Annotated in this window: 11 protein-coding genes; 5 read left to right on the top strand and 6 right to left on the bottom strand. The window is 73.7% G+C overall.

Annotated features, from left to right (window positions below):
- Positions 1-61: 61 nt before the first annotated feature.
- From dnaE to WMF24_RS09030, 4 genes are all read right to left on the bottom strand, one after another.
- Positions 62-3,448 (bottom strand): DNA polymerase III subunit alpha, encoded by a 3,387-nt coding sequence (dnaE, locus tag WMF24_RS09045; RefSeq protein WP_437735974.1) that lies wholly within the window; start codon positions 3,446-3,448, stop codon positions 62-64.
- A complete protein-coding gene (locus WMF24_RS09040; RefSeq protein ID WP_437735973.1) occupies positions 3,445-5,352 on the bottom strand; it encodes a DinB/UmuC family translesion DNA polymerase in 1,908 nt (635 codons plus the stop codon). The genes dnaE and WMF24_RS09040 overlap by 4 nt, the downstream gene beginning before the upstream one ends.
- 16 nt (positions 5,353-5,368) lie before the next feature.
- A complete protein-coding gene (locus WMF24_RS09035; protein WP_437735972.1) occupies positions 5,369-6,169 on the bottom strand; it encodes a recombinase A in 801 nt (266 codons plus the stop codon).
- Between the two features lie 179 nt (positions 6,170-6,348).
- Positions 6,349-7,539: a citrate/2-methylcitrate synthase gene (locus WMF24_RS09030; RefSeq protein WP_437738781.1), complete on the bottom strand. Its 1,191-nt coding sequence runs from the start codon at positions 7,537-7,539 to the stop codon at positions 6,349-6,351.
- 331 nt (positions 7,540-7,870) lie between these two features.
- Between WMF24_RS09030 and WMF24_RS09025 the strand changes: the two genes are divergently transcribed.
- Positions 7,871-9,160 (top strand): citrate synthase family protein, encoded by a 1,290-nt coding sequence (locus WMF24_RS09025; RefSeq protein WP_437735971.1) that lies wholly within the window; start codon positions 7,871-7,873, stop codon positions 9,158-9,160.
- A 22-nt stretch (positions 9,161-9,182) separates the two neighbouring features.
- Here the strand turns inward: WMF24_RS09025 and WMF24_RS09020 are convergent, their stop codons facing one another.
- Together WMF24_RS09020 and WMF24_RS09015 are read right to left on the bottom strand one after the other, a co-directional pair.
- On the bottom strand, positions 9,183-11,120 hold the full coding sequence (locus WMF24_RS09020) for a potassium transporter Kup (RefSeq protein WP_437735970.1): 1,938 nt from the start codon (positions 11,118-11,120) through the stop codon (positions 9,183-9,185).
- A 68-nt stretch (positions 11,121-11,188) separates the two neighbouring features.
- Positions 11,189-11,848 carry a UdgX family uracil-DNA binding protein gene (locus tag WMF24_RS09015; protein WP_437735969.1) on the bottom strand — a complete coding sequence of 220 codons (660 nt, stop codon included), beginning with the start codon at positions 11,846-11,848 and terminating at the stop codon, positions 11,189-11,191.
- A gap of 176 nt (positions 11,849-12,024) precedes the next feature.
- Between WMF24_RS09015 and WMF24_RS09010 the strand changes: the two genes are divergently transcribed.
- From WMF24_RS09010 to WMF24_RS08995, 4 genes are all read left to right on the top strand, one after another.
- Positions 12,025-12,771 carry a TetR/AcrR family transcriptional regulator gene (locus WMF24_RS09010; RefSeq protein WP_437735968.1) on the top strand — a complete coding sequence of 249 codons (747 nt, stop codon included), beginning with the start codon at positions 12,025-12,027 and terminating at the stop codon, positions 12,769-12,771.
- Positions 12,772-13,193: 422 nt separating this feature from the next.
- Positions 13,194-13,565 (top strand): hypothetical protein, encoded by a 372-nt coding sequence (locus WMF24_RS09005; RefSeq protein ID WP_437735967.1) that lies wholly within the window; start codon positions 13,194-13,196, stop codon positions 13,563-13,565.
- Positions 13,566-13,740: 175 nt separating this feature from the next.
- Positions 13,741-14,406: a hypothetical protein gene (locus WMF24_RS09000; RefSeq protein WP_437735966.1), complete on the top strand. Its 666-nt coding sequence runs from the start codon at positions 13,741-13,743 to the stop codon at positions 14,404-14,406.
- A 213-nt stretch (positions 14,407-14,619) separates the two neighbouring features.
- Complete coding sequence (locus WMF24_RS08995; RefSeq protein ID WP_437735965.1) at positions 14,620-17,700, top strand: CheR family methyltransferase; 3,081 nt, start codon at positions 14,620-14,622, stop codon at positions 17,698-17,700.

Below are 17,700 nucleotides of genomic sequence, written 5' to 3'. Positions count from 1 at the left end.
GCGCGCCGGCACCTCGACCGCCGAAGGTCGCCGCGCACCGAGCCTCCGTGGGCGCGCGGCCTCAGTGGTAGTCGCGCGACTTGAGCGACACCTCCTGCCCGCTGGGCAGCTCCAGCCGCTCGAGCTCGCGCGCGACCACGTGGATCACCTCGCCCTGGCGCTCGACCCGCCCGGCGACGAGCAGGAGCGCGGCGTGCCGCGCCACCTGGTAGTGATCCGCGAAGACCTGCTTCTGGACGATGACGTTGACCACGCCGGTCTCGTCCTCGAGCGTCACGAACGTCACGCCGCTCGCCGTCGCGGGGCGCTGGCGCCCGACGACCATCCCGGCGACGCGCACGCTCTCGCCGTTGCGCGCCGCCTTGATCTCCTCGGCGGTCCGTACGCGCCCGCCCCCGCGGCGCCGCTTGAGCGCCGGCCGCAGGTGCCGCATCGGGTGGTCGTGCAGCGACAGGCCCACGCGCCCGTAGTCGAGCGCGAGCTGCTCCAGCGGCCGGAGCGGCGGGAGCCCCACGTCCCTGTCCTTCTCGATCGGCACGCCATCGAACAGCCCGTCCACGCGGGGCGCGCGCGCCCGCCAGAGCGCCTCCCTGCGCGCGGGCACCAGCGCGGCGAGGGCGCCCGCCTCGGCGAGCGCCTCCACCTCGTTCTTCTTCAGCTCCGCGCGCCGAACGAGATCCGGGAGGCTCTTGAACGGCGCGTCCTCGCGCGCCGCCACGATCGACGCCACGGCCGCCTCGCCGAGCCCCTTCACGAGGCGCATGCCGAGCCGCAGCGCAGGGACCGCCGAGGGCCCAGCGCCCGGCTCGAGGGTCGCGTCCCACGCGCTCTGCACCACGCACACCGGACGCACCTCCACGCCGTGCCGCTGCGCGTCCTGCACCAGCGCCGACGGGCTGTAGAACCCCATCGGCTGCGCGTTGAGCAGCGCGCAGGTGAACGCCGCCGGGTGGTGGACCTTGAGCCAGGCCGACGCGTACACGAGCAGCGCGAAGCTCGCCGCGTGCGACTCCGGGAAGCCGTACTCGCCGAAGCCCTGGATCTGCTGGTAGAGCATCTCCCCGAACCTCGCCGAGATCCCGCGCTCGGCGAAGCCCTGGATGAGCCGCCCGCGGTGCCGCTCCAGGCGCCCGTGCTTCTTCCACGCCGCCATGTCGCGGCGGAGCTGATCGGCCTCGCCCGGCGTGTAGCCCGCGCCGACCATCGCGATCTGCATCACCTGTTCCTGGAAGAGCGGCACGCCGAGCGTGCGCTCCAGGATGGGATCCAGGCACGGGTGCGGCGACACCGGCGGCTCCTGCCCCGTGCGCCGGCGCAGGTAGGGGTGCACCATCCCGCCCTGGATGGGCCCGGGGCGCACGATCGCCACCTCGATCACCAGGTCGTAGAACTTGCTCGGCTTCAGCCGCGGGAGCATCGCCATCTGCGCGCGGCTCTCGATCTGGAACACCCCGACCGTGTCGGCCCGGCCGATGGCCTCGTAGACAGCCGGGTCCTCCGGCGGGATCTGCGCGAGCGCCGCGATGGGATCGAACGCGGCGCCCCGGCCCGCGTGGCCCCAGCCCGCCACGGAGGCGTGAGCCCGCTCTTCGTCGGCCGAGGAGGCCGCGGGGGCACCGTCGCGAGCCGCGTCGACCGAGGCCCCCTCGGAGGCACCGTCCAGCGCCGCGTCGGCCGGCGCTCCCTCGGGCGCGCCGGCCCGCGCCGCGCGCCCCGCGCCGATCACCGCCCCTCCGAGCGCCGCGTACCGCTCCGAATGGATCAACGCGAGCGCCTTGCGGATCGCCGTCAGCATGCCGAGCGCCAGGACGTCGATCTTGAAGAAGCCGAGATCGTCGAGGTCGTCCTTGTCCCACGGGATCACCGTGCGGGCCTCCATCCGCGCGGGCTCGACCGGGGCCACCTTGTGCAGCGGCTCCGACGACAGGACGAACCCGCCGACGTGGATCGAGAGGTGGCGCGGGAAGCCCTCCAGCGCGCTCGCCATCAGGACCGCCTGCCGGACGCGCACGTCGTCCGGATCGAGGCCGGCCTCGCTGACCCGCTGCTCGGTGATGTCCGCCTCGTGGTGGAGCACGAGGCCGCTCAGCCTGTCGACCTGGTCCGGCGAGAAGCCGAACGCCTTGCCCACCTCGCGCAGCGCGCTCTTCCCGCGGTAGGCGATCACCTCCGAGACCATCGCCGCCCGGTCGCGGCCGTACATCTCGTAGATCGCCTGGATCACCTCCTCCCGGCGCTCGTGCTCGAAATCGACGTCGATGTCCGGCGGCTCGTTGCGCTCCTCCGACAGGAAGCGCTCGAAGAGCAGGTTGGACCGGGCCGGGTCGACCGCGGTCACGCCGAGCGCGAAGCACACAGCGCTGTTCGCCGCGCTGCCGCGGCCCTGGCAGAGGATCTGCCGCGCGCGGGCGATCTTCACGACCTGCTGCACGCTGAGGAAGTAGGGGGCCACGCCGAGCTTGGCGATCAGGGCGAGCTCCTTCTCGATCTGCGCGCGCACCTGCGACGGCGTCCCCGCGGGGTAGCGGTCGCGGCAGCCCTCCTCGGTCAGGCGGCGCAGCGCCTGGTCCGACGTCTCGCCCGGCATGCAGAGCGCGTCGCTCGGGAAGCTGTAGCGGAGCTCGGACAGCGAGAAGCGGCAGCGGGACGCGACCTCCACCGTGCGCGCGATCCAGGCCGGATGGTCGCGGAACAGCGCCGCCATCTGCGCGCCGGACCGCACGTACGCCTCCGCGTTCGGCGCGATCCGCGTGCCGGCCTGATCGAGCGTGGTCTTGGTCCGGATGCACGTGAGCACGTCGGCGAGCGGCTTGCGCGACGGGTGGTGGTAGAGCGGGCGCGCCGTCGCCACCGCGCAGGCGCCGTAGCGCCGCTCCGCGACGAGGGCCGCCGCGACCCGCTCGCCGTCGCGGCGGTCGAGGTGCTTCCAGGTCGCGACGAGCGCGCGCTCGCCGAACGCGTCGCGCAGCGCGCCGAGGAGCGGGCCGGCGACGGCCGCGGGCACGAGCGGATCGAGCGGCATGATCGCCGTGAGGCCCCGCGGCGCCGCCGCGATCGCCTCCGCCGAGATGCTCGCCGACCCCTTCTCGCAATCGGCGTGCGCGATCGTGAGCAGGCGGCAGAGGTTCGCGTACCCCTCGCTGTCCTCGACGAGGAGGACCACCGACGGCTGCGCCTCCGGCGCGCGCTGCGCGCCGCGCTCGGCCGCCGGCCGAGGCGCGCCGATCGTCAGCTCGGCCCCGACGATCACCCGCTGGTCGATCTTCTTCGCCGCCGTGTGCGCGCGGACGCTGCCGTAGATGCCGTCGCGATCGCAGAGCGCGAGCCCCTCGAGGCCGAGCTCCTTGGCGCGGTGCACGAGCTCCTCGGGGTGCGAGGCGCCCTCGAGGAAGGAGAAGCAGGAGCGGCCGCAGAGCTCCACGAACGGCACCGAGGCGCCGGGGCTCACGCGCACCACCCCTGCAGGAAGGCCTCGCCCGTCGCGCGGTCGACGTAGATCCACGCCTCGCCGCAGGAGCTCGCGCTCGCGCCGTCACGGGGGCGCAGCTCTCCGAGCCGCCCCGCGGCGGCCCTGCCGGAGGGCGAGCCCGAGACCAGCCAGGCGCGCGCGTAGTCGCGCGAGGCCGGCGTGGGCGTCCACCACTCCACCGCGTCGATCCGCATCACGAACGAGAGCCGCTCGATCGCGTAGAGGTGCCGATCCACGGCCACGATCGCCCCGCGCCCGACGCGGCCGAGCGGGATCGGCTGCGCGAGCAGCCGCGCGGGCTCCGGCGAAGGCGCCTCGGCCCCCGCCGCGCCCCCGGCCTCCGCGCCCCCGCCCTGCTCCGCCGCCGCCCGCTCGGCCGCCGCGCGCGCGCGGGCCGCCGCCGACGAGCGAGCCATCGCCGCCTCGTCCTCGACCGGCACGAGCCGCGAGCGCGCCTCGGGGCGGTGCGCGTCGGCGATCTCCAGGACGCCCACCCGCTCCTGGCCGATCTCCGCCGAGAGCTCGGCCAGGAGCGCGGGCAAGCTGTCCGGGTCGACCGAGCGGTCGCGCGACAGATCGAGCTGCACCTGACGCGCGCGCGTGATCCGCGAGGCGATGAGGTGGACGCCCACCGCGGGCGCCGCGAGCTCGATGCGCTCGAGCTTCGCCTTGATCGGCCGGAGCAGATCGCCCGCGTCCGAGAGCGCGACCGGCATGTCGACGTGGAAGCGCATCGAGGGCCCGCGCTCGTCGTCCTCGAGCAGCGCGGCGGCGCCGTCGTCCTCGCGCTCGCCGAGCCGGAGCCGCGCGATCGAGCGGTCGTAGGCGATCGCCACGTTGAGCCGCCCGCACGCCTCGCCGCGCGCGGCGAGCCGCGACGCGATGCGCGACGTCATGCCGCGCAGCACGAACAGGAGCGACTCGGCGCTCTCGACCGGCTCGTCGAAGAGCACCTCCTCCTCGATCAGCCGGGGCACCTCGAACGGCAGGAGCGGCACGGGATCGCGGCCGGCGAGGAGCTCCATCACCTCGGGCGTCCGCGGGCCGAGCCGCGACGCCACCTGCGCGCGCGGCAGGCGCGCGAGGTCCTCGACGCGGAGCACGCCGAGCCGGACGAGGAAGCTCGCCACCTCGCGCTCGACCGGGAGCGCCTGCACCGGCAGCGGCCCGATCGCCTGCGCCCCCTTGCCGGGCGGCGCGATCAGGGCGTCGATCCCTCGCCCCCCGCCGTCCAGCGCCTGCGCGCCGAACCGCGCCAGCGCCTGCGCGAGCCGCGGCCCGTCGGCGATCGCGAGCCGCGCGCGGTGGCCGAGCGCCGCCACGCGCTCGCCGAGCTCGTCGAGGAGCGCCTCCTCGCCGCCGACGAGGTGCGACGCCCCGGTGATGTCGAGCCACACCGTGTCGTACGGGCCGTCGCCCCAGGGGCTCCGCGCCGCGCTCGCCGCGCGCTCTCCGGCGCGGCCCGCCCGCGACGCCCCCGCGCGGGGCGCGCCGGCGCGCGGCGCTCCCTGCTCGCCGAGCTGGATCGCCGCCGTCGCCCCGAGCCCGAGCGCCACCTCGGCCACCCGGCCGAGCGCCGCGTCGATCTCGGCGAACGTCACCCGGTGGATCGCCAGGTGCGCGACGAGCGCCGCCGCCTCGACGACCTTCTGCCCGGGTCTCACCCCGTACCGCCGCGCCTCGTCGTCGACCACGTCGATCACCGCGACCGGCGCCGGCGGCTCGCGATCGGACCGCGCGGCGACCGCCGCCCGGCGCTCCTCGTCGCCCCCGATGATCACCGCGAGCGGCGCCTTCCCGCTCGGCGAGACCGGTCCGCGCTGCTTCACCAGCTCGCACGCGAGCTGCGGGAGCACGATCGCCACAATACGCCTCACCGCCATCGCTCCTCCTCCTCCCTCACGCCCGCGACAGCGCGGGCCGGGGCTCGCCGCCCGTCGCCCGCTCGGCCTTCGCCCTCGATCGTTCCCCCAGCACCACCGGCGTCGGCGAGGTCACGCGCCCGCGGCGGTCCTTGGCGACGCGGACCATCAGCCGGTCCTCGGCGACCTGCTCGAGCTCCAGCCGCATCGCCACCGGCAAAGGCATCGGCCGCGCCGCCTGGCGGTCGGTGAGGAGCAGGATCGTCCCGTCGCTCCCCTCGGTCGCGAGGGCGAGCTTGCGCACCACGTTGACCCAGCGCGCGAGGTCCTCCTCGCGGCGCCCCGCCGCGGGCGCGCCCCGCTCCCCCTTCGCCGTGCCCTGGCCGAAGGCCCCGGGGACCCCGGCGACGTCGATCACGAGCACCGCGAACGCTCGGCTCATCGCCATCCGGACCGCGACCTTCGCGAGCATCTCCACGGGGGGCCGCGCCACGAGCAGCCGGCTCAGGTCGACCCCCGCCCGCGCGACCGCCGGCGCGAACAGCGACCCGCTCGGGTCGATCCACGCGCACCACGCCCCCGCCGTCGCGCTCGTCCCGCGCAGCCGCGCCTCCGCCTGCGCCGACGCGCACGCGGAGAGGGCCACCGAGGTGGAGCGCCCCAGCCCGCGGGGGGCGGCGAGCTCGACGACACCCCCGCGCGGGAGCCCCCCTTCCGGGAGCGCGTCGTTGATTTCCTGTAAGGTGAGCGGGAGCGTCTTGGCGCGCGCTTCGAACTCGGGGAGGGTATGGCGCAGGAGGTCCCGGGCGAGAGGAGCGGCAAGAGCGACGGGCGACATACTGAACACGATAACAGTACCCCCGCGAAGCTGCCAACTTTGCCGGACGAACAACGTCCTACCTGCGCGCGACGCGTTCTCCTTTCGCCTTTCTGGGGCGGCAGTACGGTCTTGCCGGCGATCTGTGTTCGGCAGGGATGGCAGGACGACGGGGTTGAGAGGAATGCCCGCCGTCTGTCTTAAATAAGTCCGCCCGGCGGTGTGTCGACCCGGGGCCGGACGCCCCCGATGTAGCGGGAGCTCGGACGGATGAGCCGCCCGGCGCGCCGCTGCTCGTCGATGTGCGCGCACCAACCGGCGACCCTGCCCACCGCGAAGGTCGCCGAGAACAGCGAGCGCGGCAGGCCGAGCGCGTCGAGCAGCACCGCCGTGTAGAACTCGACGTTCGCGCGCAGCGGCCGGTCCGGGTGCCGCGCGCGGAGCGCCGCCTCCGCCGCCCGCTCGACCGCGCGCGCCAGCGCGAGCCGGGCGCCCCGCGCGCCGCCGGCCGTGCGCGCGAGCCGCTCGATCGCCCGCTCGAGCACCGCCGCCCGCGGATCCCGCACCCGGTAGATCCGGTGCCCCATGCCCATGATGCGCCGGCCCGCCGCGAGCTCCGCCTGGACCCACCGCTCGGCGCTGCCGGCGGGCGGCTCGCCGCCCCCGCCCGCCGCCGCGCCGCCCGCCGCCGCGCCGCCCGCCGCCGCGCCGATCGCGTCGAGCATGTCGAGGACCGGCCCCGGCGCGCCGCCGTGCAGCGGCCCCTTCAGCGCGCCGATCGCCGCGACGACGGCGGAGATCGCGTCCGACCCCGTCGAGGTGACGACGCGCGCGGCGAAGGTGGACGCGTTCATGCCGTGGTCCGAGACGGTCACGAGGTACGTGTCGAGCTCGCGCGCCTCGGCCTCGCTCGCCGCCGCGCCCCGCGCCATCCGCAGGTAGTCGGCCGAGAGCCTGAGCGCCGGATCGGGCGCGACCGGCGCCTCGCCCGCCGCGCGCCGCGCCCACGCCGCCGCGAACGTCGCGATCGCCCCGGCGATCGCCGCCGGCGGCGCCTCGCTCCCGAGGTGCGCGACCGCGGCGCGGAGCGCGTCCATGCCGTCGCGCGCCGTGAGCGCGTCCCCGATCCGGCCGAGGAGCGCGAACGCCCGCGCCCTGCCCTCCGCGATCGCAGCCCGGATCGCCTCCCGCTCCGCCGCCCCGGGCAACGCGCCGCCCCAGAGCAGCCCGCACACGTCCTCGAAGGTCGCCCCGCCGTCGCCGGCGAGCTCCTCGACGTCGTGGCCGGCGAGGGTGAGCCTCCCCCGCTCCCCGTCCACCTCCGAGAGCCGCGTCTCCGCCACCACGACACCCTCCAGGCCGCTCGCGAGCGGCGCCGCCATGTCCTTCATCCCGATCACCTCCGCTGAGGACATGTTGTGCATCGCGAATGGTTGATCAACCTTGATTGTACAATCAACCATGCACGATATCGAAGCGGATACGGGGCGCCCCCGGCGGCGAGGGCAACGCGGGCGACGCAGGCGTGCAGCGCGCCCCTCCCTGGCTCGGGCCGCGGAGAGCGGAGGTCCGCCGCGGACGGCGGCCGCGGGGCGCGTCACGCGAAAAATCCCGGGATCGATCGAGGAGCGCGGTGCTAGGAGGGACAGAGGTCGCCCCGCGATCCCCGACCCGCGCCTCCTGGATGGGTGGACAGGATGGACCTCATGTTGATGGGCTCTCATGGTTGATCGACCTGACACGGAGCAACGGGCCTCCGCGTACGTGACCGGCGCCGAGGCCGCGGAGCTGCTCGGCGTGAAGCGGGAGACGCTCTACGCGTACGCGAGCCGGGGCGTGCTCCGGGGCGTGCCCGGCGAGCGCGGGCGCGCGCGGCTCTACCTCAGGGCGGACATCGAGCGGCTCAAGGCGCGGCACGACGCGCGCGCCGGCCACGGCCCGGTCGCCGCCGAGGCGCTCCGGTGGGGCGAGCCGGTGCTCGAGTCGGCGCTCACCGCGATCGGGCCGCGCGGCCCCGTCTACCGGGGCAAGGAGGCGGTCGCGCTGGCGCTCGAGGACGCGCCGTTCGAGGCGGTGGCCGAGCTCCTGTGGACGGGCGAGCTGCCCGCGGAGGGCGCGCCGGCCGCGCGGCCGGTCCGGCTGGGCGTCCGCCCGGCGAAGCTCGCGGCGCTCCTGCCGGACGGCGCGCCGCCGTTCACCGCGCTGGCGCTCGCGGTGCCCGCGATCGGCGCGCACGACGCGACCCGCCACGTGGGCGCGCCCTCGGGCGACGGGCGCATCCCCACGAGCGACGCGGAGCGGGCCCGGGCGCGCGCGCTCGTGCGATCGCTCGCGGCGCTCGTCGGCCTCGGGCGGGACGCGAGCAAGGCGACCGCCGCCCTCGAGGCCGAGGGGACGGCGCGGCGTCTGCTCATCGCCCTCGGCGCGAACCCGTCGAAGAAGGCCGAGCGAGCCGTGAACCGGGCGCTGCTCGTGTCGGCCGATCACGAGCTGAACGCATCGACGTTCGCGGTCCGGGTGGCGGCGTCCACCGGCGCCGACCTCTACGCCTGCGTCAGCGCCGGGCTCGCGGCGCTCTCAGGCCCGCGGCACGGCGGCTCCGCCGACCGGGTGGAGGCGCTCGTCGCCGAGGCGGGCCGGCCCGAGCGCGCCGCCGCCGCGGTCCACGAGCGGCTGCGGCGCGGCGAGCCCATCGCCGGCTTCGGGCACCGGCTCTACCCGGACGGCGACCCCCGCGCGCAGGTGCTGCTCGAGACGGCCCGCGCGCTCGCGCCGCAGACCGCGGCGCTGCGCACCGTGCTCGCGCTGGTCGACGCGCTGCGCGACGCCGGCCACGATCCGCCGTCGCTCGACGTGGGCCTCGTCGCGATCGCGGCCGCGCTCGGCTTGCCGGCCGGCTCGGCGGCGGCGCTCTTCGCCGTGGGTCGCGCCGCGGGCTGGATCGCCCACGCCTTCGAGCAGCGCGAGGCGGGCTACATGCTGCGCCCGCGCGCCCGGTACACCGGCCCTTGATCGCCGCGCGGCCGCGCCCTGCCTAGAAATTGACCTGCATGCCGAGCTCGACAACGCGGTTCGGCGGCAGCCCGAAGTAGGCCGTCGCGGGCCGCGCGTTGCGCGAGATGAACGCGAACAGCGCCTTGCGCCACCGCGACATCTTGGAGCTGCCCGTCGTCAGCAGCGTCTCCCTGCCGAGGTAGTAGCTCGTCCTCCCGAGGTCGATGGTGAGCCCGTGCCGCTTGCACCCCTCCAGCACCGACGGGGCGTTCGGCGTCTGCATGAAGCCGTAGCACGCCGTCACCTGGTAGATGCCCTCGCCCCGCGGGATCACCGTCGCGCGCCGCTCGGCCGGCACCTCCGGCACGTTCAAGACCTGGATCGAGAGGAGCACCACCTGCTCGTGCAGCACCTGGTTGTGCTTCACGTGGTGCAGCAGGATCGGCGGCGTGCCCTCCGGGTTCGACGCCATGAAGACCGCCGTCCCACGCACCCGGTGCGGCTTCATGCGCTTCACGTCCTCGAGGAACATGTCGAGCGGCAGGATCGCCGACTTGATCGCGGCCGCGAGGTGCATGCGCCCCGTCTTCCAGGTCGTCATCACCGTGAAGGTCGCCGCGCCCATCACGATGGGCACCCAGCCGCCGTGGAAGAACTTGGCGCTGTTCGCCGCGAAGAACGCGAGATCGATCACCAGGAAGAGCCCGGCCAGGGGGAGCGACTTCCAGACGGGCCAGCCCCACGTCTTCCGGGTGACCACGTAGTAGACGACCGTCGTGATCCCCATCGTCCCCGTGACGGCGATGCCGTAGGCCGCCGCGAGCGCGCTCGAGTTCTTGAAGGCGACCACGAGCACGAGGCACGAGACCAGGAGCCCGCTGTTCACCTCGGGGATGTAGATCTGCCCCGCCTCGTCCTTCGAGGTGTGGACCACCGTGACGCGCGGGAAATAGCCGAGCTGCACCGCCTGCTGCGTCAGCGAGAAGGCCCCGGAGATGAGCGCCTGCGAGGCGACGACGGTCGCCGCGGTCGCGATCGCCACCGTGGGGTAGAGCGCCCACGACGGGACCAGCGCGTAGAACGGGCTCGCCGCCGCCGTCGGGTCCTCGAGGAGCTTCGCGCCCTGGCCGAAGTAGTTGATGAGCAGACCCGGCCAGACGATCGTGTACCAGGTGTACTTGATCGGCTCGCGGCCGAAATGGCCCATGTCCGCGTAGAGCGCCTCGCCGCCGGTGATGCAGAGGACGACCGCGCCGAGGATCAGGAAGCCGTGCAGCTTGTTCTCGAGGAAGAAGCTCACCGCGTACTCCGGCGAGGCGGCCCGGAGCACGCCCGGGTTGTGGAGGATCTCCTTCGCCCCGAGCAGCGTGAGCGCGAGGAACCACACGAGCGTCACCGGCCCGAAGATCGTCCCGATCCCGGCAGTGCCGCGCTTCTGGACGAGGAACACGGCGAGCAACAAGGCGCACGTGATCGGCACGACCGCGGGCTTCAGGGTCGACGTCGCGACCTCGAGGCCCTCCACCGCCGAGAGCACCGAGATCGCTGGCGTGATCACGCCGTCGCCGTAGAGGAGCGAGGCGCCGAACAGGACGAGGAGCACGAGGAGGCCGCGGCCGTCGCCCCTTCGCTCGCTGTTCGGCACGAGCGCGAGGAGCGCGAGGATGCCGCCCGCCCCCTCGTTGTCGGCGCGCGTGATGAACGTCACGTACTTGACGGTCACCACCAGCATCAGCGCCCAGAACATCAGCGAGAGCACCCCGAGCACGTTGGCCGGCGTCGGCGCCACGTGGTGCGGGCTGGCGGGGCTGAAGCACTCCTTCATCGCGTAGAGGGGGCTCGTCCCGATGTCGCCGTAGACGACGCCGAGCGCCGCGAGCATCAGGGGCCACATCTTCTTCGAGCCGGGGGCGTGCGCGGTCGACGGGGGCGGCGCGCGCTGCTCTGCGCCCGGGACCGGCTGTGGGCTTGTGCTCATCGGGGGCGAATCCTACTCCATCGCGAGCGATGGCCGCGAGGAGGCGGGGCGCGCCGGGCGGGGACCGCTCAGCCGAGCGCGCGCGCCGCCGCGGTGAGATCCTCGATGAAGCGGGAGAGCTCGGCTTGCCTGGCGGCCTCGTCCGGCATGCGGAGGATCGACGCCGGGTGCACGGTCGCGAGCGTGCGCGGCGCGAGCGGCGAGGCGACGACGCGGCCGCGATCGCGCGTGACCCGGAACGAGCTCCCGAGCAGCGCCTGCGCCGCCGTCGCGCCGAGGCACACGACGATCTGGGGCTTCACCACCGCGATCTCCGCGGCGAGCCACGGGAGGCAGGCGCGGATCTCGCGGCCGTCGGGCTTCTTGTGGATGCGCCGCGTGCCGCGCGGCTCCCACTTGAAGTGCTTGACGACGTTGGTCACGTACGCCCGGCTCCGCTCGATCCCCGCCGCCGCGAGCGCGCGATCGAGGAGCTGCCCCGCCGGGCCGACGAACGGCTTGCCGGACAGGTCCTCCTTGTCGCCCGGCTGCTCGCCGACGAGGAGCACGTCGGAACGCGCCGCGCCCTCGCCGAACACCGTCTGCGTGCCCCGCTCCCACAGCGGGCACGCTCGGCAGCCCGCGGCGGCCTCGCGCAGGCTCGGCAGGGAGGGACGGCTGGGGACGAGCGCCGCCGCCGTGGGCTCTCCGGCCGCGGCGTCACGCCCTGCTGCATTTCGCCGCACCACGGTCACCCTGGTTTCCTCGGCCGAAGTTCCATCGACCGAACCAGGAGCATCGCTCGTGCCAGCAGCCGCGAGGCGTCGGACGCGGCGCGTCGCGAAGCGTGCGGCCGAGCCAGCTTGACGGCCCCTGGCGGTCTTCCCATAGTGGCTCCGTCCCCGGAGTTGACCGACCAGTCAGAATGCCCCGCCTCGCCGATCGCCGCGCCAGGATCGAGTTGCTCCGCGCCGCCGAGGCAGCGTTCACGGAGCGCGGCCTCGCCGCGGCGCGGGTCGAGGACATCACCGAGCGGGCCGGCGTCTCGAAGGGCGCCTTCTACCTGCACTTCCAGAGCAAGGACGACTGCTTCAAGCAGATCGTCGAGACCTTCATCGCGCGCCTCGCGGGGTGCGTCGAGCCGCCGCCCATCGTCTTCGAGAGCGAGAGGGCGTCGATCAACGAGTACCTGAAGCGGATCCTCGCGCACGACGTCGAGGTGCTCGAGTTCTGCTGGCAGAACCGGGCGCTGCTCAGGATGATGCTCGCGGGCGGCGGCGGGGCCCCCTACGCCTACCTTATCGACGAGTTCGCCCAGCGCGTCGCGCGCCAGGTCGAGAGTCGCGTCCGGTACGCGATGGACATCGGCCTCTACCGGCGCGATCTCGATCCCGGCGTCATCGCCGCGCTCATCTCCGGCGCCTTCGATCGCCTGGTGCGCAAGCTCATCGATGCGCCGTCCAGACCAGACATCGCTGGCTGGTGCGCGCAGGTGCTCCAGCTCTTCACGCACGGCCTGCTCGCCCCGGAGGTGCGCGCCGTCGCTGACCCGTCGGTCACGGAAGCGCCGCCGCGGAGCGCGCAGCAGACCGCCGGCGCCGCTCCGGCCGCCGGCGCGACCGGCGAGCGCGCGGGCGGCGAGCGCAGGCGCTCCAGGGCCAAGGCGACCTGACGCGCGCCGCCCGCCATCGCGGCCGACGCGATGGTGGGCCGAGAGCCGAGCCGCCATCGGCAGACAGCGCCGGGGTGCCAGGAGCTTCCTGAAAGAGCATGGAAGCTCCTGGCGCAGATCGAGCGCTTTTGTACAGGAAATCCCTGATGCGCTATTCCTCATCACCCCAGCGGTCGGTCGGGCGCCAGCTGAGCTAGAGGTGACCATTACCGGACTTCAGCTTCGGGACAGTCAGGGGGGTGGGTCCGGTGGCCGAGGGAGCCGCTCGGGCGATCTCCGGAGGAGCGCAGCCATGGGGAGCGGTCCTGCTCGTTCAGCCGCGCCATGTCGACCGCCGCGCGCTCCGGCCGATGGCCGGCGCTCGCGGAGCGGCGCTCCTTCGAGCAACGGGCGCTGTCGAGGGGGGCTGTATGAGCACACGGGTGGGTTGCGAGAAACGAGTGTTCCAGGAGCTGCTCCGGCAGACGTGCCGCTCGATCCAGTGGCGGGCTGACGCCGCGCGATCGATCGCGGACAGGATCGAGGGCGCCGTCGCCGAGCACGCGCTCCACGTCTGCACGCCGGACGTCGATCTGCGCGTACGGCTGACCAGGGACTTCGCGCTGGCCGTCGCGATCCGCGTCCTCTCGTTCGGGGACGACGCCGAGGAGTCCCTCTGCAAAGCCCTCTGTCAGGACGGCTCGCTGATGGCGGAGCTCGTGAAGGCGGAGTGGCAGCTCGTGCGCGACGCCTGCAGGGCGGCCGAGCGGACCGCCGGGAGCCTGGTGCTGCTGACGGCGGTGCCAGAGGCGTGAGCCCCGGCGCAGGTCTCGGCAGGAGCGCGGCACACGCTCGCCGCCGCGAGCGGCGAGGACGAGGTGGGCGGGTGAGCCGCCTCCTCCGCCCGACGCAGCGGCGAGCGTACCTTGAAGTTGCTCTCCAGAAACGCTGAACACCGCATGATGCGACCGGGCCCACGAGGCGAAGCAGATGGCGCCCCAGATCAGCTACAGCATCTACGTTCGCTTCCGGGGCAGGCGGCTTGCGCTCATGAAGCACATCCGCTCGCTCGAGACGGCGCGCTCTGCGCTGCAAGCCCTGCGGGCAGAGCGGTTCCACGACGCCGATCAGGTGTTCCTCGTCAACGACGCGACGAAGCAGATCGTCGACGAGACAGGATGGGACGCGGCGTGGGAGCCCGATGCGAGCCGGCAGATCAGCGTCAGCATCCGGGTTCAGGTAGACGCCCCGCGCACGGATCAGACGCGCGGCGCGGGGGACGAGGTGGCCCGCGCGCTGCGGGGGGGCAAGGCGCCCGCGCTGCTCGAGGCGCACGAGACCACCTCGGCGAACGCCGAGCACGAGGCGAACGCCGACGACGGGGCGCGGCGCGATCGAACAGAGAGCAGGTGGTCCAGGATCGAGAGCCTGGAGCCCCCGCGCACGCGCCTGCGCCGCGCCATGGCGGCGGCCCGGGTCGCGCGAGCGCGCCACGACGCCGCGCTGGAAGCGCTGACCAGGCTCCAGCCCGGCGGGAGTATGGATGAGATGACGCGGATCAGGATCAGCGACGCCGCCCGCGCGGTGTCGGACCAGTCGACGCGCATCCTGGAGCAGCTCGAGCAGCTCCTCGCGCAGCTCGACGGGACGAGTTGACGAGATCGACCATGCGCCGCTCCGCTCATCGCCCCCTGCGCTGTCCTGACCTCATGAAAGGTGATTGAGATGCTCGGACACGGTGTTCAGCGCGCACGAGCACTGCCGATGACCGCCCCGTTGACCGATCGCACACCGCAACCATAGCTTCGTCGTCATCAGGTCCCCGCGGCTGCGAGGCGCCTGAGGAGGCGCTCAGCCGTCCAAGTCACAATGCCCGAACAGAAGAAGTCACGCCGGACGCAACTCAGGGCCACGGCCCAGGGCGACGCCGCGCCTCCGCCCGGCAGGGTGGCTGCGCCGAGGCGCTCGCTCGAGCCGCTCCGACGCGCTGGCGCTTCCTCCACGGCGGGCGAGGCGCACCCCGAGGGCGATCTGCGCAGCCTCGTCGTCGGCGTCGTCGCAGCGGCCGGCGGGCGCGGCGCGATCGCCGAGCTCCTCCGGCGCCTCCCGAGCCGGGATACGTGCCTCTCGCTCGTGCTGATCTACGCCGCGGATCCCGGCGAGACCCCGCTGCTCGAGCTCGCCGTGCAGAGCAGCCCTCTGCCCGTGACCGAGCTTCGATCGGGGATGAGGCTCATGCCAGGTCACGTCCACGTCCTCCCGCCGGACGCGCGAGCGACGCTGGCCGGCGTGACCGTCGAGCTCGCGCCGCGGGGCGAGGGCGGGCCGAGCCCCGCGGATGTCTTCCTGCGCTCGCTCGCGAGCGAGCTCGGATCGAGCGCGGTCGCGGTCGCGCTCTCCGGCGCAGGGAGCGACGGTGCCCTCGGCATGAAGAGCGTGAAGGCCGAGGGCGGGGTCACGTTCGCGGAGGACCCGCGCAGGGCCGACCGGCCGGCGCTCCCACGCAACGCCGTCGCCGCCGGAGGAGTCGACTTCGTCTCGGGCGTCGAGGAGATCGCGGCGGAGCTCGTGAGGATGGGCCGTCCCGGACCCGGGCTCGCTCCGTGGCTCACGCAGGGCCCGTCCCTCGGCGTCGACCCTGTCCTCGGCAAGCTGTTCCGGCTGCTCCACGCCACGGTGGGCGTTGATTTCAGCCACTACAAGAAGAGCACGCTGAAGCGCCGCATCCAGCGCCGGATGACGCTGCACGGGATCGGGAGCCTGCAGGAGTACCTGGACCACCTGCAAGCGCAACCGCGCGAGATCGAGGCGCTCTACCAGGATCTGCTGATCAAGGTCACGACGTTCTTCCGCGATCCCGGCGCGTTCGCCGCGCTGAAGACCCACGTGCTGCCGGTGCTCATGCACAACAGGCCGCAGGACTCCCCTGTTCGCGTCTGGGTGCCGGGCTGCTCGACGGGCGAGGAGGTCTACTCCCTCGCGATCTCGCTGCTCGAGTTCCTCGAGGCCGACGCGAGCGACCACGCCGTCCAGATCTTCGGCACCGACCTGAGCGAGGCCGCCATCCAGCAAGCGCGGGCCGGCATCTATGTCGAGGGTCTGTCGATCGACGTCTCGCCCAGCCGGCTGCGCCGCTTCTTCGTCCGCGTGCAAGGCGGCTTCCAGGTCAACAAGTCGGTCCGCGATCTCTGCGTCTTCTCGCGCCACGACGCCACGGCCGACACGCCCCTCTCGAAGCTCGATCTCATCAGCTGCCGCAACCTGATGATCTACCTGGAGCCGAGCTTGCAGCGCCGGCTGCTGCACACCTTCCACCACGCGCTCAAGCCCACGGGCTTTCTGCTCCTCGGCTCGTCCGAGAGCATCAGCACGGTGCCCGATCTGTTCGGGGTCGTGGACAGGACCCACAGGATCTTCTGCAAGCGCGCCGCGCCCGAGTCGACCTACTCCCTCGTCCCGGCCGCCCTCCCGGGCGCGCCCGCGCCCGCCGCGGAGAAGGCGCGGTACCCCGAGGCGGTCGGCATGGACGCGGTGCGCAAGGAGGCCGACGCCATCGTCGTGACGCACTACGCGCCTGCCGGCGTCGTGGTCGACGAGGACATGCAGATCCTCCAGTTCCGGGGCAAGACAGGGCCCTACCTCGAGCCGGCGCCGGGCGACGCCAGCCTGCACCTCTTCAAGATGGCCCGAGAGGGCCTCCTGCTCGGCCTGCGGGCCGCCATCGAGGCGTCGATGAGCTCGTGGACGATGGCCCGGAAGGAGCAGATCAAGGTCAGGCAGGGAGAGAGGGTCCGGTACGTCGACATCGAGGTGTGGCCGCTCAAGGTCCGGCTCCCGCAGGGGCGCTGCTTCCTCGTCATCTTCTCGGAGTCGGGCGCGGCCAGGCTCGACGCGGGCGGCGACACGCCCCAGGGGGACCCGCAGAAGGATCTGGAGCTCGTCCAGCTCCGGAGGGAGCTCGGCACCACCAGGGAGTACCTCCAGGCGATCATCGACGAGCTCGAGGCGACGAACGAGGAGCTCCTCTGCGCGAACGAGGAGCTCTTCGCGAGCAACGACGAGCTGCACAGGATGAACGACGCGCTCGAGTCCTCCCGGGAAGAGCTCCGGTCGGCGAACCAGGAGCTCTCGACCATCAACGACGAGCTCCACGGCAGCAACGTCGCGCTCGGGCGCGCGAACGACGAGCTGGAGGACCTCCTCTCCAGCGTCAACGTCCCGATGGTGATGCTCGATCCGGACCTCCGGATCCGCCGCGTCACGGGCGCCGCGGACAGGCTGCTCGGCGTCGCCGCGGGCGACGTGGGCAGATCCATCCTCGACGTCAAGCCGAGGGGCTGGGCCGAGGTCGCGCCGCTCGTCGCCGAGGCGCTCGAGACGCGGAGCACCGTCGAGCGCCAGGTCGAGGATCGCGACGGCCGCTCCTACGTCATCCGGGTGCGCCCCTCCCGGAGCGCCAGGAGCGAGGTCGGCGGCGCGGTGATCTGCTGGCTGGAGGGCGACGCGCCGAGGCGCGCCGGGCGCGATCTCGCGGGCCCGCGCGACCGCATCTCCGCCGTCTTCGAGGTCCTGCGCCACCCGTTCCTCCTGCTCGACGGCGAGCTCCGGATCCGGGCGGCCACCCGGCGCTACTGCGAGCTGTTCATGGTCTCGCTCGGCGACATCGAGGGGCGGCCTCTCTCGGCCATCGACGCGGGCTGGTACACCCCGCAGCTCGACCAGCGGCTCCGGGACGTGCTCCACCGAAGCGCCGCGCTGGTCGACCTCCGCTTCGAGGCCGTGCACGCGCGCGCCGGGCGCAGGACGCTGTCGATCTCTGCCTTCCGGCTCCAGGCCGACGAGGGCGAGCTCCCGGCCCTGCTGCTCGTCGTCGAGGACAGGACGGGCGCCGAGAAGGACGAGGGCGCTGCTTCCGGGCTACGGCCAGCGCGCCGCGCGGGCCTCGACTGA

The sequence above is a fragment of the Sorangium sp. So ce1335 genome, from assembly GCF_051521615.1.
In the GTDB taxonomy this organism is placed as follows: Bacteria; Myxococcota_A; Polyangia; order Polyangiales; family Polyangiaceae; genus Sorangium.
The sequence above is the reverse complement of the archived record's forward strand: the minus strand, read 5'-3'. Positions and strand labels throughout refer to the sequence as shown.